This window comes from Roseburia sp. 499, assembly GCF_001940225.2.
Taxonomy (GTDB): domain Bacteria; phylum Bacillota; class Clostridia; order Lachnospirales; family Lachnospiraceae; genus Petralouisia.
The window spans coordinates 363,991-385,618 of record NZ_CP135164.1; the positions used below are offsets into that span (position 1 = coordinate 363,991).

Sequence of the window (21,628 nt, forward strand, 5' to 3'; positions counted from 1 at the left end):
GGGAAGGAATGGAGTAGAGGAATGAATTATTCAATTATCAGATATATTCTTTGCCGGGTGTTAGAATTTCAGGCATTGTTCTTATTGCTACCCTGTATTGTAGCAGTGTGCTACGGGGAAAAACAGGGATGGATATATCTTATGGTGGCAGCCGGATGTTTTTTGATTGGTGGATTGGGAAAACTGAAAAAGCCAAAAAGTACGGTCTTCTATGCACGAGAAGGTTTTGTAACAGTTTCATTAAGCTGGATTGTAATGAGTATTGTCGGTGCGTTACCTTTTTATTTCACAGGTGAATTTGCTACATATACAGATGCGCTATTTGAAACCATTTCAGGTTTTACTACAACGGGAGCAAGTATATTGAATGATGTAGAGGCGTTATCCCGGTGTACCCTGTTTTGGAGAAGTTTCACCCATTGGATTGGCGGCATGGGAGTGTTGGTTCTGATACTAGCGGTACTGCCTCTTGCCGGTGGCTACAATATGTACCTGATGCGTGCGGAAAGTCCGGGCCCAACAGTAGGAAAGCTGGTTCCGCGGGTTCGTCATACAGCAAGAATTTTGTATGAGATGTATGTTTTAATAACAATCGTTGAGATTATCACATTATTGATAGCAGGTATGCCCGTATTTGATTCTCTGACACTTTCCTTTGGTACGGCAGGTACTGGAGGATTTGGTCTGCTGAATACAGGAGCTGCAGAATATACCGCAACAGTACAGATTATTCTTACAGTATTTATGATACTCTTCGGTATTAATTTTAACGTATATTTTCTGATAAGAGCACGCAAGGGAAAGGCAGCATTCAAATGTGAAGAGATGCGATATTATCTCGGCATAATTGCAGTAGCTATTATTTTTATTACAATAAATGTAAAGGATCTTTTTGGAAATGTTTTGGAAGCGTTACGTCATGTGGCGTTCCAGGTAGCATCTATTATTACAACTACAGGATTTTCTACTACGGACTTTGATAAGTGGCCGGAATTTTCGAAGTTTATTCTGGTAGCCTTGATGTTTGTAGGAGCTTGCGCCGGAAGTACCGGTGGTGGAATCAAGGTATCCCGTGTGCTGATTATGGCAAAGCTTGCAAAAAATGAATTTTCTTATTTGATTCATCCGAAACGGGTGCGTCAGGTTTGCCTGGAAAAGCGTGTGATAACGAAGGAAACATTACGTTCCGTTTCCGTATTTTTTATTACATATGCAATGATTTATGCAGTTTCCGTATTGTTGATTTCGCTGGATAATCTGGATTTTACTACAAATTTTACAGCGGTAGCAGCTACTTTAAATAATATTGGACCGGGACTTGGAATGGTAGGACCAACTTCTAACTTTTCCGTATATTCAGACCCTGCAAAATATGTATTGATGTTTGATATGCTGGCAGGTCGTCTGGAATTATTCCCGATGCTGTTGTTATTTGCACCATCAACCTGGAAACGCAATTAAAAGAAGGAAGTGTTGTGATATGCGTCAGATGGAATTTAAAATGGAACGGACAGGCCTTTTAAAAGAGGGAGATATTTTACCTGTAACAGAGGGAAAACTGCCTACCTCTTATTATTATACTTTGGGAAAAGCATATGCCATGTCTGCGAATTATACTTTTAGTGAGAGACTTAAATCCAGAGAAGGAAAAGTAGTAAGTGTACATGAGACTCCAAAGGGCTTTTTTGTGACAGTAGAGTTTGACGAATAGGAAGGAACATATGGAAACAAGAGTTGCAATTATCGGAATTATTGTGGAAGAGGAATCCTCGGTAGATGAATTGAACCGGATTTTGCACGAATATGGAAAGTATATTATCGGCAGAATGGGAATCCCCTATCATAAAAAAGAAATTAATATTATCAGTATTGCAGTAGATGCGCCGCAGGATGTGATTAGTGCGCTTTCGGGAAAACTTGGAAAGTTACCGGGAGTCAGCAGTAAAACGGCGTATGCTAAGGTATAGGAGGAAACAATGGGATTAAACAGTACACCATCTGCAGACCGGGTACATATTGGTTTTTTTGGAAGAAGAAATGCAGGAAAGTCTAGTGTGGTCAATGCAGTGACGGGACAGGAACTGGCAGTGGTCTCTGAGGTAAAGGGAACCACGACCGATCCGGTGCAAAAGGCAATGGAGTTATTGCCAATTGGACCGGTAGTGATTATTGATACACCGGGAATTGACGATGAAGGCAGTCTGGGAGAACTTCGTGTCAGAAAAACGAAGCAGATTTTGAATAAAACAGATGTAGCTGTTTTGGTGGTAGATAAAACAGTAGGAATTACATCGGTAGAAGAGGAACTTATCGCAATTTTTCGGGAAAAAAAGATTCCCTATGTGATTGTTTTCAATAAACAGGATTTACGGGAAGGTAGTGTTCCCGATGAGGAATACTACATAGCGGTTAGCGCAAAAACAGGATTTCAGATAGAAGAGTTAAAAGAAAAGATAGGGAAACTTGCAGTGACGGAGGAGCCTAAACTTAAGATTGTGGGAGACATTATAAGTCCTTCCGATTTTGTTGTGTTAGTAGTACCTATCGATAAGGCAGCGCCGAAGGGCAGATTGATTCTTCCCCAACAGCAGACCATTCGTGATATCTTAGAGTCCGACGCAACTGCTATTGTGGTAAAGGAATACGAGCTTCGTGAGACCTTAGCACAATTAGGGAAAAAACCATCGTTGGTAATTACAGATAGTCAGGTGTTTGCGAAAGTCAGTGCAGATACGCCAAAAGATATTCCGCTTACTTCGTTTTCTATTTTATTTGCTAGATATAAGGGAAATCTTCAAACTGTGGTGCAAGGGGCGGCAGCCATTGAAACATTACAGGATGGCGATAAAGTGTTAATATCTGAGGGCTGTACCCATCACCGTCAATGTGATGATATTGGTTCCGTAAAGATTCCGAGATGGTTGAAGAATTATACAGGAAAAGAACTTCAGATAGAGTTGAGTTCCGGAACAGAGTTCCCGGAGGATTTATCGGAATATAAACTGATTATTCATTGTGGAGGATGTATGCTCAATGAACGGGAAATGAAGTATCGGTTGAAATGTGCCCAAGACCAGGATATACCGATTACCAATTATGGCATTGCCATTGCGTATATGCAAGGAATCTTAAAACGAAGCGTTGAGATATTTCCGCATATTCTGGCAGAATTGCCGGAAGAATAGAGGGCAGTGGAAATGGAGAAATTGTACGGAGAACAGACAAAACTGGCAGAAGAGAATTTTCGATTAGGAGCAAGAAAAGTCAATAAAGAATTGATTTATGCTATGGTAGAGGTGAAAAAAGCTGCTTCTATGACCTATCAGAAGTTATTGCCGGAGAAAAAAGAGTTGTATCAGGCCATGGAAACGGCATGTGACCTGGTGCTACAAGGAATAAAAAATGGACAGATAGAAGGAGTTCCTTATGCAGACGTTTTTGTTACAGATGCGTTACAGGGCGGAGCAGGAACTTCTACTCATATGAATGTGAATGAGGTGCTGGCAACTTTGACACAGAAAGAATTGTGTAAGTTGCATGGTGTAAGCGAACCGGGAGCGTCAGAGCAGGTGCATCCACTGGATGATGTGAACAGAGGCCAGTCCACCAATGACGTATATCCTACAGCACTTCGCATTGCGGCGATTCAGAAACTGCGGGAACTGAGTGAGGAATGCGCTAAACTTCAGACAGCATTACAGGAAAAAGAAAACCAGTATGATGGTGTGAAGAAGTTAGGGCGGACAGAATTGATGGATGCAGTGCCCATTACCTTGGGAATGGAGTTTGGTTCTTATGCCCAGTCAGTGGCAAGAGACCGTTGGAGACTCTATAAGGTGGAAGAACGTCTGCGGCAGACCAATCTGGGAGGAACAGCGGTAGGAACCGGTATCGGAAGCGACCATAAGTATCAGGCGCTGGTAATTGAATATTTGCGGGATATTACCGGAATCGGATTGGCGCGGTCGGAATATCCTATGGATATGACTCAGAATCAGGATGTATTTGTGGAAGTGTCCGGTTTGCTAAAGGCATTGGCAGTAAACTTGATGAAGATAGCAAACGACTTGCGCTTGATGAACAGTGGTCCGGATGGAGGATTTGGAGAAATACGCCTGGCAAAAATGCAGGCAGGAAGTACCATTATGCCGGGGAAGGTAAATCCGGTGATGACAGAGATGACCATGCAGGTTTCTATGAAAGTAATGGCAAATGACAGTGCCATTACCATGGCAGCAGCCCATGGGGAATTTGAACTGAATGCCTTTTTGCCGCTAATAGCAGATTGTTTGCTAGAAAGCTTGGAATTATTGACGAGTACAGTTCGGCTGTTTCGCGAGAAGTGTGTAAAAACGCTGGAGGCGCGGGAGGAACGCTGTAAGCGACTATTAGAAGGCTCCAATGCCTTTTTTACAGAATATACAAAAGAATTAGGTTACGATAAAGTAGCTAAGATGATTGAGGAGAAAATGTTATGGAAAAATTAGTACCAAAGCTGTTTACGACAATGAAAAATTACAGCAAAGAACAATTTGTAAAAGACGTAATTGCAGGAATTATTGTGGCAATCATTGCATTGCCATTATCGATTGCGTTGGCACTGGCATCCGGTGTGACACCGGAAAAGGGAATCTACACTGCGATTACAGCAGGTTTTGTAATTTCCTTTTTAGGAGGTTCCAGAGTTCAGATTGCAGGACCGACAGCGGCATTTGCAACGATTGTAGCAGGAATTGTGGCGAAAAACGGAATGGAAGGACTGATTGTAGCTACCGTTATGGCGGGTATTATCTTGATTCTCATGGGGCTATTACGTCTTGGAAATCTTATTAAATTCATTCCGTATACCATTACAACAGGTTTTACCAGCGGAATTGCAGTGACGATTCTAGTTGGGCAGATTAAGGATTTTTTAGGACTTACAGTAGTAACAAAAGAACCATTAATTGCCACAACTGATAAATTAAAAGCAGTATTTCAGTTTATTGATACCTTTAATTGGCAGGCTTTTTTGGTGGGAATGGTCTGTCTTGCAATTTTGATTTTCTGGCCGTATCTGCCGGGATTCTTCAAGAAGATTCCACCATCTTTAATTGCCGTTTTAGTAGGAATTGGTATGGTAAGCGGATTAGATATGAAGGTAAATACCATTGGTGATTTGTATGAAATATCCAGTAAACTTCCGGCATTTTCTGTACCATCATTCTCCTTTGGAATGGTACAAGAGGTACTTCCGGATGCATTTACTATTGCAATTTTAGCAGCAATTGAGTCTTTGTTGTCTTGCGTGGTAGCAGACAGTATGGTAAATGGACGTCATCGTTCCAACATGGAATTGATTGCACAGGGAGCAGGAAACATTACATCTGCACTGTTTGGTGGAATCCCGGCAACCGGAGCAATTGCCAGAACAGCAGCCAATGTAAAAAATGGTGGACGTACTCCGGTAGCAGGAATGGTGCATGCAGTAACATTATTATTGATTTTGGTAGTGTTAATGCCATATGCAGCGTTGATTCCAATGCCTGCAATAGCAGCAATTTTATTTATGGTAGCTTATAACATGAGTGAATGGAGAAAGTTCCTTCATTTGTTAAAAACTTCTCCAAAGAGCGATATTATCGTATTGGTTTCTACTTTTATATTGACTGTAGTATTCGATTTAGTAGTAGCGATTGAAGTTGGTATCGTATTGGCAGCTATGCTTTTCATGAAACGTATGAGCGACGAAACGGAAGTAGAAGGATGGAAATATGTGGATGAGGAAGATGATACCGATCCGGATAGTATTTCCTTAAGAGTTGTTCCGAAAGGAACTCTGGTATATGAAATCAGCGGACCACTTTTCTTCGGTGCTGCAGATAAGATTTTGAAGATTTCTTTAGAAGAAGCAGATCAGTGTCTGGTGCTTCGTATGCGAAGTGTAAATGCAATTGATGCAACAGCGATGCATTCTCTGGAGGAATTGTATGAACAGTGTAAGAAAAAGAATATTACATTAGTATTTTCTCATGTAAATGAGCAGCCAATGAAGGTAATGGAAAAGAGCAATTTTGTAGAACTGCTAGGAAGAGAAAACTTCTGTGTACATATTGATGATGCGTTAGAGCGTGCAAAGAAAGTGTGTGAAGGACAGGATTAAGTTTGATATAGGTGGAGGGGAAAAAGCATGGCAGAGCACATTCTGGTAGTAGATGATGAAAAAGAAGTAGCAGACTTATTGGAATTGTATTTATCCAATGAAGGATTTAAGGTTCATAAATTTTATAATGGAACAGACGCCTTGAAATGCGTAGAACAGCAAGAAATAGAACTGGCACTTTTAGACATTATGTTACCGGATATGGATGGATTTAAGCTTTGTCGTGAGATACGAAAAAATTATTTTTTCCCCATTATTATGTTGACTGCCAAAGTGGAGGATGTAGATAAAATCAATGGTCTGATGCAAGGGGCAGATGATTACATTACAAAACCGTTTAATCCATTAGAGGTAGTTGCGCGAGTGAAGACACAGTTACGGCGTTATCATAGCTATAATCAAGCAGGGGTAATGAAGGAAGAACTGGATATTCGCGGACTTATTATCAATAAAAGAACACATCAGTGTAGCCTGTATGGAAGGGAATTGGAACTGACACCCAGGGAGTTTTCTATTCTCTGGTATCTGTGTGAACATCAGGGACAGGTGGTTGCTTCCGAGGAACTTTTTGAAGCAGTATGGAAGGAAAAGTATCTAGATAGTAATAATACGGTAATGGCGCATGTGGGACGCATAAGAGAGAAAATGCAAGAGTCCTATCAGAACCATAAGTTTATAAAAACGGTTTGGGGGGTAGGTTATACCATTGAAAAATAAAGTGGATATCAAAAGAACAATCCTGAGCCGTTTTTTTGGAAAAATGTTTCGGGCAGGAGTTATCTATATTCTTGTGTTAATTGTAGGTCTATTTTGGGCAAAGTCCATGCTGGAAAGGCGCACCTGGCAGACGTGGGATACCTTTTATTGGCAGCTTCACTGGATACAGGACAATCAGGTGGTCTGTGTGGTGCTGCTGTTTCTGGCTGGGATTTTGCTTCTTGGAATTTTTTACTGGATTCGTCTGTTGAATTACTTTCAAAAGGTTATGGATGCAATGGAACAGATTCCTGCAGGAGAAAGTCAGATACATCTGCCGAAGGATTTAATAGAGGTAGAGTATTATATGAACCGGATTATAGGTGATATCCGGCGGAATGAGCAATTGGCACGGGAGGCAGAGCAACGAAAAAATGATCTTGTGGTATATCTCGCTCATGATTTGAAAACACCACTTACGTCTGTTATCGGTTACTTGACGTTACTGACGGAGGAACGACAGATTTCACCGGAACTACAAGAAAAATATTTGTCTATTTCATTGGAAAAAGCAGAACGCTTAGAAGAACTGATAAATGAATTTTTTGAAATTACCAGATTCAACCTGACACATTTGGAATTGGAGAAAACCAGTGTTTCCCTAAAAATGATGTTGGAGCAAATCGTATATGAGTTTCAGCCTATGTTGGCAGAAAAACAATTGACCTGTGAATTGGTAGTGGAGCCGGCTGATATGAAGTTTTTGTGTGATTCAGATAAGATGCAGCGGGTATTTGACAACCTTCTTCGTAATGCTGTATTTTACAGTGAAGAAAAAAGCGTTATTCATATTAAGGCAACACGACAGGATGAAAAAATCAAGATTCAGGTGAAGAATACCGGAACGGAGATTCCAAAAGAAAAACTGGAACGTATTTTTGAACAGTTTTTTCGGGTGGATAAAGCAAGAAGCAGTAGAGGTGGCGGAGCCGGTCTGGGACTTGCTATTGCAAAAGAAATTGTGGAGTTGCACCAGGGAAAAATATGGGCGGAGAGCCAACAGGGAAAGACATGCTTTTTTATAGAATTATATTCATAAAAACTTAAGAATTCTGCGAGAAAAAGCAGAAAAACAAAAATACTTCTTTTCTTATAATTAGTTCATAAAAGGTGAACAGTAAATAGGAAAGGAAGTATTTTTATGTCAACAACAAATCGTGTCTATCATACAGGAAGAAATAGTACAGCAGTTCGGAAAAGAAGGAGACGTAGACAGAGAATTCGCCGACTAAAACAAACGGTAGTGTGTATTGGAACAGTTTTTCTGATATGTGGTGGGATTATTTTGTTTGGGACAGACCGAATACAGGGGGTATGGAGAGGAGAAGAGGCACAGGCAAAGGAATTTTTGGAAAACCAGCAGAAAGAGGATTATCCACAAGAACTGTTAGAATTGTTGGAAAAGAATTCGGAAACCTATGATTTTGTAACCAGTTATCCGGAAAGAGATAAGTATATGGGAAAAGAGATTGATTTGACAGGTGAGATAAAGTCTGGAGAAGTGCCGTTGTTCTTGCAGTGGGACAGAAGATGGGGATATGATGACTATGGAAGTGAAATGATTGCACTGGCAGGATGTGGGCCTACCTGTATGTCAATGGCTTATACCTATCTTACGGGCGAAACTGATATGAACCCAAGAGAGATGGCAGAATTTGCAGAGGAAAATGGTTACAACACAGAGGCAGGGACAAGTTGGAGTTTTTTTACGGATGGTGCAGAGCAATTGGGGTTAAAAGGTGCAGAAATCGGGCTTGATGAAGCAAAGATGAAGGAAGTGTTGGATGAAGGAAAAGTGATTATTTGCAGTATGCGTCCGGGAGATTTTACTACCACAGGACATTTCATCTTGATTCGAGAATATGATAGAAAAGGTTTTCTGGTAAACGACCCCAATAGTAAAGAAAGAAGTAAACAGCACTGGGAATACGACGTTTTGTACTCGCAAATTAAATGTTTGTGGTCAATTGGGGGATAGGTGTGCTATACTGCATAGAGGATATCTTTGTTTGGAGGAAAAGTATGCAGTACAAAGCAGTAATTTTTGATTTTGATTATACATTGGGAGATTCTACGAACGGAATCATATTAAGCGCCAATTATGCACTGGAAAAAATGGGATATAAGCAGGCCGAAAGAGAAAGAATCCGTAAGACCATAGGGCTTTCACTGCCGGAAACTTATGTTGCATTGACCGGAGATAAGAAGCCGGAGAAGGGAGAAGAATTTCGTTCCTATTTCGTAGAAAAAGCAGACGAGATAATGACGGATAATTCCGAATTGTATCCGGATGCGAAAAAAGTTCTGGATTTTTTAAAACAAAATGGTATCAAGGTTGCGGTTGTAACCACCAAGTTTGATTACCGAATTGAAGGAATATTAGAAAAATGTCATGCAAAAGAATATGTAGAAATGATTGTAGGAGGCAATAATGTAGCAAATCCAAAGCCGGACCCGGAAGGCGTTCTTAAGGTGTTAAAGGAATGGAATTTGGACAAGTCGGAAGTGCTCTATGTGGGAGATAGTTTGGTGGATGCCAAGACGGCGGAGTGTGCGGGAGTTCCTTTTGCTGGTGTTACCACAGGAACTACAACAGTAGAAGATTTTAGGGATTATAATAGTATAGGGATATTTCAGAATCTTTCAGAATTAAAGTTTTAAGAGGCAAAGAAATGTATTTGATGATTGATAACTACGACTCGTATGTCTACAATCAGGTTTCCTATATGGAAGAATTAAATATGCAGACGCAAGTGGTTCGAAATGACAAAATTGATTGGGAAAAAATCAAGAGCGGAATAGACAAAAAAAGGTTAAAAGGTATTGTCATATCTCCGGGACCGAAACATCCCAGGGATTTTTCTTATTTGAAAGAAATGATTGAAAAAACTGCTGGTGAGATTCCGATTCTTGGAGTATGTTTGGGACATCAGATGATAGCAGATGTTTTCGGCGCTAAGGTGGATAGAGGAGAACGCCCAATGCATGGGAAAATTAGTAAGATAAAGCATTGCGGTAAGCATATCTTTAAAAATCTTCCGGAAACTTTTGGGGTTACCAGATATCATTCCTTGGTGGTGAGTGAACAAGATTTTCCCAAGGATTTGATGATTGATGCGAGAAGTGAGGATGGTGCCATTATGGGAATTAGTCATAAAAAATACCCCATTTATGGAATTCAATTTCATCCGGAGGCAGTGCTTACAGAATATGGGCATGAACTTTTAGAAAATTTTAAAGGAATATGTGAGGAACGAAGTAGATGTCAGCATATGTAAAAAAGTCCGATATTTTTGTATCTAGCCAGAAGTTGTTTGATGTGTTGTTCAGAGAAGAAGGAGCAGCGTTTTTAGATTCCTCTCTGGTGAATGAATTGGGACAATATTCTATGATTGCCATTCATCCATATTTAGAACTTAAGGAGATAGACGGACAGTTTTATAAAAACGGTGTATTGCAACAAGGTTCGATGGAACTTTGTTTGAAAGCATATTTGCAGAAAGAAAAAGAAGTCAATCGAACAGTTCTCCCCCTTGTGTCAGGAGGAATCGGATATTTTTCTTATGATTATGGGCGGAAGTTTGAAAAAATAAAGACCAGACACAGTAAAAAACTAGAACTTCCGGATGCATTGATTACATTCTATGATAATTTTATTATTGAAGATATAGAAAATAAGATATTGTATCTGATTGCCAATGGAAAGTTGGCAGCGCAAAAAGAGAGTGTGCAACGTTTAGAGGAATTGGTGAGACAATGCAATGAGGATAGAGCGTGTTTTACAAATAACGTTCTTGCGAAAGAGGAATTCGGAGGAGTAGATAAAAATTTTGAAAAACAGGAATACATTCAGGCAATTCAGGATGTGATAGAATATATCAAACAGGGACATATTTATGTAATGAATATGACGCAACAGCTTGAGATAGAAAGCAAAAAGCCACCCTATGAAGTATTTAAAGAATTGCAGAAAAAGAATCCGGCGCCATTTTCTGCATATCTAAGCGGAGAATATGGCGCTATCATCAGTGCTTCGCCGGAACGTTTTATCAAAATTAGAGACGGAAAAATTGAAACAAGGCCAATCAAAGGAACAAGAAAACGCGGAAGTACCACTCAAGAGGATCTTTTGCTTAAGGAAGAATTGCAGGATTCTGAAAAAGATAAGAGTGAGCTTCTTATGATTGTTGATTTGGAGAGAAATGACCTGAATCGTATTTGCTTGCCTGGCACAGTAAAGGTTTCTGAATTATTTAAAGTGGAGACTTACGCAACGGTATTTCATCTTGTTTCCAATGTAGAAGGAACACTGCGGCAAGACGTGGACTTTGTAGATGTACTTCGTGCAATGTTTCCGGGAGGCTCTATTACAGGGGCACCGAAAGTCAGAGCAATGGAAATTATTGACGAACTTGAACATGACCAAAGGGGGCTCTATACGGGAATTATTGGATATATTTCATTAAGCGGCGATTGCGAGTTTAATATTGCAATCCGAACCGCGGTCTATGACGATGAAAAATATCACATTGGCGTTGGCGGTGGTATTACTTACGAGTCAGATACAGAGTTTGAATATGAAGAAACGTTACAAAAAGGAAAGGCATTGATAGAAGCAATCCAGGGATGAAAAGGAAGGTTTATATGAATAAAAATAATACGTTAATTTTTGATGATGGCTATTGCTTTGGGATGGGGGGTTTTGAAACAATATCTGTTGAGAAAGGAACTCCTTTGTTTCTAAATTGGCATTTAGAACGGTTGGAGAAGGGATTGGGTATATTAGGGATTTCTAATGAGAATTTTAAGTGTCAGGTAAACGAAGCAGAGATTAGAAGATTTTTGGAAGAAAATCAGATGGAACACGGAGTATTGAAAATCATGGTGTCCGAGCGGAATATTCTTTTTACAAAAAGAGAAAATCCATATGATGAAACATCATTTGAAAAAGGATTTCGATTGGATGTAAGCCGTGTAATCAGAAACGAAACCTCGCCATTTACTTATATCAAATCCTTTCATCATGGAGACAATCTCTTGGAAAAAAGAAGATGTAAGAAAGCAGGGTATGACGAAACCTTATTTTTAAATAGTCAAAAGCAGATTACTGAGACGAGTGCAAGTAATATTTTTTTCGTAAAAGAAGGAAGGCTTTTTACACCGAAGATTTCTTGTGGATTGTTAGATGGAATTATGAGAAGGTACATACTTGAACACTACGAAGTGGAAGAAACAGAATTGTATTTGGAAGATTTGCAACAGTATGAAGAGGCTTTTTTGACAAATTCGCTGATGTGGACGATGCCGGTTGTATCCATCGGAGAACTGAAGTTTCCATCTCGTACATTTGCAAATAAAATACGGGAAAATATCTTGAATATAAAGTAAACAGTAAAAAACTCCGACAGGTAATACCTGCCGGAGTTTTGTTTTTCATTATCTTGTTGTCTTTACGGCAGCTTCCACAAATCCTTTAAACAATGGATGTGGTCTGTTTGGTCTGGACTTCAATTCCGGGTGAGCCTGAGTTGCAATGAACCATGGATGATCTGGAAGTTCAATCATCTCTACGATTCTTCCATCAGGAGAAAGTCCGCATAATTTTAAACCGTTTTCTGTCAGAGCTGCACGATAGTCATTGTTTACTTCGTAACGGTGACGATGTCTTTCCTCAATATTCTCTGTTCCGTATACGTCGCGAGCCTTTGAGGTTGTATCCAGAACACATGGGTAAGAACCAAGACGTAAGGTTCCGCCAATATCCTCTACACCATTCTGGTCTGGCATAAGAGCGATAACCGGATGAGTAGTTTGTGGATCTAATTCAATACTGTGTGCATCATGGAACTGGCAGACATGTCTTGCATATTCAATGATAGCAACCTGCATACCTAAGCATAAACCAAGGTATGGAACTTCATGTTCACGAGCATATTGTGCAGCAGTAATCATGCCTTCTACTCCACGGTCGCCAAAACCACCCGGAACAATGATACCCTGTGCAGTTCCTAATACTTCATCTACATTATCTTCATTTAATAATTCAGAATCCACCCATTTGATATTTACAGTAGCACGCTCTGCAATACCTCCATGTTTTAATGCCTCTACAACAGAAATGTAAGCGTCATGGAGCTGTGTGTATTTTCCTACCAAAGCAATTTCTACTTCTTTATTTGGATGACGTAATGCATCTACCATATCTGTCCAATCACTCAAATCCGGTTCCGGACAGTCAAGGTGGAGACATTCACAAGCGACCTGTGCTAAATGCTCTTTTTCCATAGCAAGTGGTGCTTCGTATAAATATTCCACATCGAGGTTCTGGAGAACATGTCCATTCGGTACATTACAGAATAAAGCAATTTTATCCTTCAATCCCTGATCCAGTTCGTGTTCGGAACGGCATACGATGATATCCGGCTGAATACCCATTCCCTGTAATTCCTTTACACTTGCCTGAGTGGGTTTGGTTTTCATTTCTCCTGAAGCATGAAGATACGGAATCAAAGTAACATGAATCAGAATTGCGTTCTCGCGTCCTACTTCGTGCTGGAACTGACGAATGGATTCTAAGAAAGGCTGGCTTTCGATATCTCCTACAGTTCCACCTACTTCAATAATAGCAATCTGTGTTTCTTCTGTGGTAAAGTCACGGTAAAAACGGCTCTTAATTTCATTCGTAATATGTGGAATTACCTGAACAGTTCCTCCGCCGTAGTCGCCACGACGTTCCTTCTGAAGTACAGACCAGTATACTTTACCGGTAGTTACATTAGAATTTTTATTCAGGCTTTCATCAATAAAACGTTCATAATGTCCTAAGTCCAAGTCAGTTTCTGCGCCGTCATCGGTAACAAAAACCTCACCATGTTGAATCGGGTTCATAGTTCCCGGATCAATGTTGATGTATGGATCGAATTTCTGCATGGTGACTTTGAATCCGCGGGCTTTTAACAAACGGCCCAGAGAAGCGGCTGTAATTCCCTTACCAAGTCCGGATACAACACCACCGGTGACAAAGACGTATTTTACGGGCATAGGTAGTTCCTCCTTTTATATGTGAAAGTTTTTTTGTTTACTCAATAACCAATATATTATACTACCATGTTTTCAAGAAATCTAGAACTTTTTGAAAAAACTTTTGGGAGTTAGGAAAAAAGTTTAGAAAAACTTAATAAATATGAAGAAAAGTTTAGGAAGAATATATTGATTTTCCATGAGAATAAACATATAATAATAAACGTATCGCGGATAGAAGATGCGGTATATTTAGGAGGAAATAAATGGAGAACAAAGGAAATAATAACAATAATGGCGGTGGTAATAACAACGGCGGAGGCAATAACAAGAATAATAAGAATGGAATGACAATTCTGATATTCTGTTTGACTGCAGTGTTGGTGCTATTTTTCGTAAGTATGCTGAATAGCTGTGTGAATAAGGCTTTGAATAAGGAGATTTCTTATTCCGATTTTATTGAAATGGTGGAAGCGGATGAGGTTGAAAGTGTAACCTTTGATAATGGGAAAATACAAATTACACCGAAAAGTAAATCGGAGACAGCAGCCGTTGCAAGAGTTACTTACTATACGGCACAGTTAAATGATGAGGATTTATTACCACTTTTGAAGAAACATAATGTAGATATGTCAGGAACCATAGAAGATGTATCTTCTGCAATTCTTTGGAATATGTTGAGTTATATTATCCCGTTGGCATTGGTTTGGATATTGCTTTACTTCTTAATTTTCCGCAAGATGGGAAGCGGAGGAATGATGGGAGTGGGAAAGACCACTGCCAAAGTATATGTAGAGAAGTCCACAGGAGTTACCTTTAAGGATGTAGCAGGACAGGACGAAGCTAAGGAGTCTTTGCAGGAAGTAGTAGACTTTTTGCATAATCCGAAGAAGTATACGGATATCGGAGCAAAGTTGCCGAAGGGAGCATTGCTTGTGGGACCGCCTGGAACAGGTAAGACACTTTTAGCAAAAGCAGTAGCCGGAGAGGCAAAAGTACCGTTCTTTTCTCTGGCAGGTTCTGACTTTGTGGAAATGTTCGTAGGTGTTGGTGCTTCTCGTGTGAGGGATTTGTTTAAAGAAGCACAGAAGCAGGCACCATGTATTATCTTTATAGATGAAATTGATGCTATCGGTAAGAGCCGTGACAGCCGTTATGGCGGAAATGATGAACGTGAACAGACATTAAATCAGCTCCTTGCAGAGATGGATGGATTTGATACCTCTAAGGGACTTTTGATTTTGGCAGCAACCAACCGTCCGGAAGTTTTGGACAAGGCATTGTTGCGTCCGGGACGTTTTGACCGTAGAATTATTGTGGACAAACCGGACTTAAAAGGAAGAGTAGAAACCCTTAAGGTACATGCCAAAAATGTGTTGATGGATGACAGTGTAGATTTGGAAGCGATTGCATTGGCAACTTCGGGTGCTGTTGGTTCTGACCTTGCTAATATGATTAACGAGGCGGCCATTAACGCAGTTAAGAGTGGAAGAAAATATGTAAATCAGGCAGATTTGTTTGAGTCTGTAGAGGTAGTTATCGCCGGTAAAGAAAAGAAAGACCGTATCATGGGACCTAAGGAAAAGAAAATGGTTGCATACCATGAAGTGGGTCATGCTTTGGTAACAGCATTGCAAAAGGACGCAGAGCCGGTTCAGAAGATTACAATTGTACCAAGAACTATGGGTGCATTAGGATATACCATGCAAGTACCGGAGGAAGAGAAGTTCCTTATGACGAAGAATGAGTTGATTGCTCATTTGGTTACTTACATGGGTGGACGTGCCGCAGAGGAAATTGTATTTGATTCTGTGACGACGGGAGCTTCTAATGATATTGAACAGGCAACTAAAATTGCAAGAGCTATGGTAACACAGTATGGTATGTCTGATAAGTTTGGTCTGATGGGATTGGTAACTATTGAAAATCAATATCTGGATGGACGTGCAAGTTTAAATTGTGGAGAAGAGACAGCAGCTCAGATTGACCAAGAGGTCATGAAGATTTTAAAAGAAAGCTATGACGAAGCAAAACGCCTTTTGACAGAGAATCGTGAGATTTTGGACGAGATTTCAGATTATCTGTATCAGCACGAGACTATTACGGGTAAGGAATTTATGAAGATATTCCGTAAGTTGAAAGGAATTCCGGAACCGGAGGAGAAGACTGACGCAGAAAAGGCGGCAGAAGAATTCCAGGCGGAGGAAAAGAAGGCAGAAGAAAGTGTGATTTATATGCCGCCTGTAGAAGTGCCGGCAGAGATAGAATTACCGAAAGACATAGAGTTGCCAAAAGAAGTAGAATTGCCAAAAGAAGTAGACATATTGGCAGAAGAAGTACAGACAGAGGCTGAAGTGCCAGTGGAACCAGTGAAAAAAGAATCTGAGAAAAAGCCTGTAGAGGAAGTTCAGAAAAAAGAGGTTTCGCCTAAGCCACAGGAAGATGAGGATTATCTGGATAAATTATTAAAAGGATTAAAATAATGTTTGATATTCAGGAAGAATTGAAAAAACTCCCACAGAAACCGGGAGTATATATCATGCATGATGCTGAGGACACGATTATTTATATTGGCAAGGCAATCAGCCTTCGAAATCGTGTCCGTCAGTATTTCCGTCCGAGCCATAATGAGGGAATTCGCAAGGATCAGATGGTAAAACAGATTGCAAGATTTGAATATATCATTACAGATTCCGAACTGGAGGCCTTGATTTTAGAATGTAATTTAATCAAAGAGCACCGGCCAAAATATAATACGATGTTACGGGATGACAAGTCATATCCCTATATTAGAGTGACCCTGGGAGAAGCTTTTCCCAGAGTCCTTTTTTCACATCAGATGAAAAAAGATAAGTCGCGTTACTTTGGACCTTATACCAGTGCGGGAGCGGTAAAGGATACCATAGAGCTTTTAAGGAAGATTTATCAATTGCGTACTTGCAACCGTTCTCTTCCAAGAGATACAGGTAAGGACAGACCCTGTCTTAACTATCATATTCATCAATGTATGGCACCTTGCCAGGGATATATCAGTCAGGAAGAGTATCGGAAACGGATTGACAAGGCAATTGAATTTTTGAATGGAAATTACCAGCCGGTACTGAAAGAGTTGGAAGAAAAGATGCAGCAGGCATCTGAAAATCTGGAATTTGAGAAAGCGATAGAATATCGTGAATTGCTAAACAGCGTAAAACAGGTAGCGCAGAAGCAGAAGATTACCAATTCCGATGGAGAGGATAAGGATATTATTGCTATGGCATCCGATGGAGAGGATGCGGTGGTACAAGTATTTTTTGTTCGTGACGGAAAGTTGATTGGTAGAGACCATTTTCATGTGCGGATTGGAAGCGAAGATACCGGAAGTCAGGTATTAGCAGAATTTTTGAAACAGTTTTATGCAGGTACACCATTTATTCCGAAGGAAATCATGTTGCAGGAAGAGATTGAAGAAACTGAGGTTATCAGTCAGTGGCTGACAGAAAAGCGTGGGCAGAAGGTGTACATTCGTGTGCCGAAAAAGGGAACAAAAGAAAAATTGGTAGAGTTAGCGGGAAAGAACGCTGCAATGGTACTGAGTCAGGATAAGGAAAAAATCAAACGAGAAGAGGGAAGAACGATTGGTGCCTTAAAGGAGATTGCAGGAATTTTGGGGATGGAACAGTTGAATCGGATTGAAGCATTCGATATTTCAAATATCAACGGTTTTGAAACGGTAGGTTCCATGATTGTTTATGAGAAAGGAAAGCCAAAGCGAAGCGATTATCGTAAGTTTAAGTTACGCACGGTGACAGGACCGGATGATTATGGCTCTATGTATGAAGTACTTACCAGAAGATTTACCCATGGCATGCGAGAGCAGGAAGAACGTAAGGAACGAAAGTTGGAACAGGAATACGGTAGCTTTACACGTTTCCCGGATTTGATCATGATGGACGGTGGTAAGGGACAGGTCAATGTGGCGTTAAAGGTATTAGATGAACTACGGTTGAATATTCCGGTATGTGGTATGGTAAAGGATGATAATCACAGAACCCGTGGGTTATACTATAATAATCAGGAGATTCCCATTGAAAAAAGCAGTGAAGGATTTAAACTGATTACCAGAGTACAGGATGAAGCACACAGATTTGCTATTGAGTATCATAGATCCTTGCGAAGTAAGGAACAGGTACATTCCGTATTGGATGATATTCCGGGCATTGGGCCGGCCAGACGAAAGGCTTTGATGCGGCGTTTTCTGTCCCTGGATGCTATACGGGAAGCAGATGTGGAGACATTGTCACAGGTGGATTCCATGAATGAACAGTCAGCGCGGGCAGTTTATGAATTTTTCCATTCTACAGATAGTTGAAGAAGCGTGTTTTCTATGATAAAATAGGAAATAAGAGCATAAATGTAATTCGGTAAAAAATACCAAGAAGGAGAAGCATATGGATGGTGTAAGTATAAAGAAAATTATTGATAAGATGAGTTTAAAATCCTATAATCCGGAAGTGGATGTAAAGGAGAGATATGTAACGATAGCCGATGTAAATCGTCCGGCGTTACAGCTGACAGGATATTTTGAGTACTTTGAGAAGAACAGAATTCAGATTATTGGTATGGTGGAATATACCTATTTGCAGAAGTTGAGTTCAGATGAAAAATTGAATGTATATAAAGAGTTCTTTTCTTATGAGATTCCATGTGTAATTTTCTGTCGTAATCTGGAACCGGACGAAGAGTTGATAAGAATTGCAAGCGAAGCAAAGATACCGGTATTATCCACTGATTACGGAACTTCTACTTTTATGGCAGAGTTGATTTATTATCTGAGTGAAGAACTTGCACCATGTATTTCTATTCATGGTGTTTTGGTAGATGTATATGGTGAAGGACTTTTAATCACCGGTGAAAGCGGAATCGGAAAGAGCGAGGCTGCTCTGGAATTGATACGAAGAGGACATCGTCTGGTTAGTGATGATGTGGTAGAGATTCGTAAAATCAACGAACATACCTTGGTGGGAACAGCACCGGATATTACCCGTTACTTTATCGAACTGCGTGGTATCGGTATTATCGATGTGAAGACCCTGTTTGGTGTAGAATGTGTAAAAGAAAAACAGAATATTGACTTGGTTATTAAACTGGAAGACTGGAAGAAAGAAAATGAGTATGACCGTCTGGGATTGGAAGAAGAGTATACAGAATTCCTTGGCAATAAAGTAGTGTGCCATTCATTGCCAATCCGTCCGGGACGTAATCTGGCAGTTATATGTGAAACTGCAGCAGTAAATCACAGACAGAAAAAAATGGGATATAATGCTGCACAGGAATTATATCGCCGTGTGCAGGCAAATCTTCAGAAAGACGATGATGAAGAGTAAAAGTTAGTAATAGAATTGGAAAAGAGGAAATAAAAAATGGAAAGAAAGAATGCATGGGAAAAATATCCGGAAGGAAAAAGAGAAGAAGTATTTGCTTTTGCAGAAGGATATAAGAAGTTTATCTCCGATTGCAAGACAGAAAGAGAATGTGTTACTGAATTGGTAGCTCAGGCAAAGTCAGCTGGATTTGAGAATCTTGATGAGATCATTGCATCCGGGAAGACCTTGAAGACCGGAGATAAAGTATATGCAGAAAATATGGGAAAGATGTTGGCACTTTTTGTGATTGGTAAGCAGCCATTAGAAAAGGGAATGAATATTCTTGGAGCACATATCGATTCCCCGAGATTAGATTTAAAACAGAATCCATTATATGAAGACACCGATATGGCGTTATTAGATACTCACTATTATGGTGGTGTAAAGAAATACCAGTGGGTAACACTCCCGTTGGCACTTCATGGTGTTGTAGTAAAAAAAGACGGAACAGTAATCAATGTAAGCATTGGTGAAAAGGAAGAAGATCCGGTATTTGGTATTAGTGATTTGCTTGTTCATCTTGCAGGCGAGCAGATGGAGAAAAAGGCTGCCAAGGTTATCGAGGGAGAGCAGCTTGATGTATTGGTCGGAAGTATTCCGTTTTTAAGTGAAAAGGAAGAGGAAAAGACAAAAGATGCTGTAAAAGCAAATGTGTTAAACATTTTAAAAGAGCAATATAATATAGAAGAAGACGATTTCCTGTCAGCAGAAATTGAGGTAGTACCGGCTGGAAAAGCAAGAGATTATGGATTTGACCGTAGCATGATTATGGGATATGGTCATGATGATAGAGTATGTGCTTACCCATCTTTTGTGGCGACACTGGAAGTAGGAACCTGTGAAAAGACAAGCGTGTGTCTCTTAGTAGACAAGGAAGAGATTGGAAGCGTAGGAGCGACCGGTATGCAGTCTAAGTTCTTCTCTTATGCAGTAGCAGAAATCTTAGAGGCAATGGGTGGTTACAGTCAGATTGCATTTAATCGTGCAATGAGCAATTCCAAAGTACTTTCTTCAGATGTAAGTGCCGCATACGATCCTTTGTATGCTTCTGTTATGGAGAAAAAGAATGCAGCTTACTTTGGAAAAGGACTGGTATTTAATAAATATACCGGCTCCAGAGGAAAAGGTGGTTCCAATGACGCTAATCCGGAATATATAGCAGAATTACGGAGAATCATGGATGAAAACAATGTAGCATTCCAGACCTCTGAACTGGGAAAAGTAGATCAGGGTGGCGGTGGAACAATCGCTTATATTTTGGCAAACTATAATATGTCAGTTATTGACAGTGGTGTAGCAGTATTGAACATGCATGCTCCATGGGAAATCATTAGTAAAGTAGATATATATGAAGCAAAACGCGGTTACGCGGCATTTTTGAAAGAGGCATAAAGTGAATCCGACATTTTTAGAAACGTTACAGAAAATATTGGAAAAAGAACAATACAAAATCAATGAACCAATGAGCAGTCACATTACCTTCCGGGTGGGAGGTAATGCTGACTGCTATATAAAGCCGTCTATAAAGCAACTTCCACAGGTGCTGAAATTATGTCGACAGTTTGAAGTGCCATGCATGATTATTGGAAATGGCAGCAATCTGTTGGTAGGCGATAAGGGGGTTCGTGGTGTTGTAATTGAAATGGGAAAGTATGCAGATGAAGTTGCAATAGAAGGAAACAAAGTGACTGCAGAGGCAGGAGCTATGTTGGCAGCAGTAGCTAAGCAGGCAGCAAGAGCAGGACTTTCCGGAATGGAATTCGCATCTGGGATTCCGGGAACCATAGGCGGAGCAGTTGTAATGAATGCGGGTGCTTATGGTGGAGAAATGAAGGATATCATAACTTCAGTTACGGTGCTTACCAAAGATGGAGAACAGAAACAGCTTTCCTTAGAAGAATTAGAGCTGTCTTATCGGCATAGTTGTATTCCGGAAAATGATTACATCGTTCTAAAAGCAGAGTTACAGCTTTTTTCAGAAGCGAAAGAGAAAATAGAATCCAGAATGGAAGAATTGAAGACTCAGCGTGTTGCCAAACAACCTCTGGAATACCCTAGTGCAGGAAGCACTTTTAAACGACCGGAAGGATATTTTGCAGGAAAACTGATTGAAGATGCCGGATTGCGGGGATTTCAGGTGGGCGGAGCCCAGGTGTCAGAAAAGCATTGCGGATTTGTCATTAATAAGGACCACGCAACAGCAGCAGAGATTGATAATCTAATTAAAGAAGTGCAGGATAGAGTGGAACGAGAATTTGGTGTAAGACTGGAAACGGAAGTAAAGTACATCGGTGAGTTTTAGAGG

Annotated in this window: 19 protein-coding genes; 18 read left to right on the forward strand and 1 reads right to left on the reverse strand. The window is 40.2% G+C overall.

Going from position 1 to position 21,628, the window contains the following annotated elements; genetic code table 11:
* Positions 1–21 precede the first annotated feature (21 nt).
* The 13 genes from BIV20_RS01975 to BIV20_RS02035 all read left to right on the forward strand — a co-directional run bounded on the left by BIV20_RS01975 (position 22) and on the right by BIV20_RS02035 (position 12,286).
* Positions 22–1,461 (forward strand): TrkH family potassium uptake protein, encoded by a 1,440-nt coding sequence (locus BIV20_RS01975; protein ID WP_075721367.1) that lies wholly within the window; start codon positions 22–24, stop codon positions 1,459–1,461.
* A 19-nt stretch (positions 1,462–1,480) separates the two neighbouring features.
* Positions 1,481–1,711, forward strand: coding sequence for a hypothetical protein (locus tag BIV20_RS01980; RefSeq protein ID WP_075721366.1), 231 nt, complete (start codon positions 1,481–1,483; stop codon positions 1,709–1,711).
* A gap of 10 nt (positions 1,712–1,721) precedes the next feature.
* Entirely contained in the window at positions 1,722–1,967 is a 246-nt protein-coding gene (locus BIV20_RS01985; protein ID WP_075721365.1) for a TM1266 family iron-only hydrogenase system putative regulator, read from the forward strand.
* A 9-nt stretch (positions 1,968–1,976) separates the two neighbouring features.
* A complete protein-coding gene (hydF, locus tag BIV20_RS01990; RefSeq protein ID WP_075721364.1) occupies positions 1,977–3,185 on the forward strand; it encodes a [FeFe] hydrogenase H-cluster maturation GTPase HydF in 1,209 nt (402 codons plus the stop codon).
* A gap of 12 nt (positions 3,186–3,197) precedes the next feature.
* On the forward strand, positions 3,198–4,487 hold the full coding sequence (locus BIV20_RS01995; protein WP_075721363.1) for a lyase family protein: 1,290 nt from the start codon (positions 3,198–3,200) through the stop codon (positions 4,485–4,487).
* On the forward strand, positions 4,475–6,142 hold the full coding sequence (locus tag BIV20_RS02000) for a SulP family inorganic anion transporter (RefSeq protein ID WP_075721362.1): 1,668 nt from the start codon (positions 4,475–4,477) through the stop codon (positions 6,140–6,142). The genes BIV20_RS01995 and BIV20_RS02000 overlap by 13 nt, the downstream gene beginning before the upstream one ends.
* Before the next feature lie 27 nt (positions 6,143–6,169).
* Entirely contained in the window at positions 6,170–6,859 is a 690-nt protein-coding gene (gene vanR / locus BIV20_RS02005; protein WP_075721361.1) for a VanR-ABDEGLN family response regulator transcription factor, read from the forward strand.
* Positions 6,849–7,937: a sensor histidine kinase gene (locus BIV20_RS02010; RefSeq protein ID WP_075721360.1), complete on the forward strand. Its 1,089-nt coding sequence runs from the start codon at positions 6,849–6,851 to the stop codon at positions 7,935–7,937. The genes vanR and BIV20_RS02010 overlap by 11 nt, the downstream gene beginning before the upstream one ends.
* 102 nt (positions 7,938–8,039) lie before the next feature.
* The gene (locus tag BIV20_RS02015) at positions 8,040–8,876 is read left to right on the forward strand and encodes a C39 family peptidase (protein WP_083655241.1); all 837 of its coding nucleotides are present in this window, start codon (positions 8,040–8,042) and stop codon (positions 8,874–8,876) included.
* 44 nt (positions 8,877–8,920) lie between these two features.
* Positions 8,921–9,559: an HAD family hydrolase gene (locus tag BIV20_RS02020; RefSeq protein ID WP_075721359.1), complete on the forward strand. Its 639-nt coding sequence runs from the start codon at positions 8,921–8,923 to the stop codon at positions 9,557–9,559.
* 11 nt (positions 9,560–9,570) lie between these two features.
* Positions 9,571–10,176, forward strand: coding sequence for an anthranilate synthase component II (locus BIV20_RS02025; protein WP_075721358.1), 606 nt, complete (start codon positions 9,571–9,573; stop codon positions 10,174–10,176).
* Positions 10,161–11,528 carry an aminodeoxychorismate synthase component I gene (gene pabB, locus BIV20_RS02030; RefSeq protein ID WP_075721357.1) on the forward strand — a complete coding sequence of 456 codons (1,368 nt, stop codon included), beginning with the start codon at positions 10,161–10,163 and terminating at the stop codon, positions 11,526–11,528. The genes BIV20_RS02025 and pabB overlap by 16 nt, the downstream gene beginning before the upstream one ends.
* Positions 11,529–11,542: 14 nt before the next feature.
* Entirely contained in the window at positions 11,543–12,286 is a 744-nt protein-coding gene (locus BIV20_RS02035; protein ID WP_075721356.1) for an aminotransferase class IV, read from the forward strand.
* A 48-nt stretch (positions 12,287–12,334) separates the two neighbouring features.
* On the opposite strand, the gene BIV20_RS02040 is transcribed toward BIV20_RS02035, so the two are convergent.
* A complete protein-coding gene (locus tag BIV20_RS02040) occupies positions 12,335–13,939 on the reverse strand; it encodes a CTP synthase (RefSeq protein ID WP_075721355.1) in 1,605 nt (534 codons plus the stop codon).
* 245 nt (positions 13,940–14,184) lie between these two features.
* On the opposite strand from BIV20_RS02040, the gene ftsH reads away from it, so the two are divergent.
* From ftsH to murB, 5 genes are all read left to right on the forward strand, one after another.
* The gene (gene ftsH / locus BIV20_RS02045; protein WP_075721354.1) at positions 14,185–16,401 is read left to right on the forward strand and encodes an ATP-dependent zinc metalloprotease FtsH; all 2,217 of its coding nucleotides are present in this window, start codon (positions 14,185–14,187) and stop codon (positions 16,399–16,401) included.
* Positions 16,401–18,269, forward strand: coding sequence for an excinuclease ABC subunit UvrC (gene uvrC, locus BIV20_RS02050; protein WP_075721353.1), 1,869 nt, complete (start codon positions 16,401–16,403; stop codon positions 18,267–18,269). The genes ftsH and uvrC overlap by 1 nt, the downstream gene beginning before the upstream one ends.
* A gap of 79 nt (positions 18,270–18,348) precedes the next feature.
* On the forward strand, positions 18,349–19,284 hold the full coding sequence (hprK, locus tag BIV20_RS02055; RefSeq protein ID WP_075721352.1) for an HPr(Ser) kinase/phosphatase: 936 nt from the start codon (positions 18,349–18,351) through the stop codon (positions 19,282–19,284).
* A gap of 36 nt (positions 19,285–19,320) precedes the next feature.
* Positions 19,321–20,715, forward strand: a complete 1,395-nt coding sequence (locus tag BIV20_RS02060) for an aminopeptidase (protein WP_075721351.1) — start codon at positions 19,321–19,323, stop codon at positions 20,713–20,715.
* 1 nt (position 20,716) lies between these two features.
* On the forward strand, positions 20,717–21,625 hold the full coding sequence (gene murB, locus BIV20_RS02065) for a UDP-N-acetylmuramate dehydrogenase (RefSeq protein ID WP_075721350.1): 909 nt from the start codon (positions 20,717–20,719) through the stop codon (positions 21,623–21,625).
* Positions 21,626–21,628: the final 3 nt, after the last annotated feature.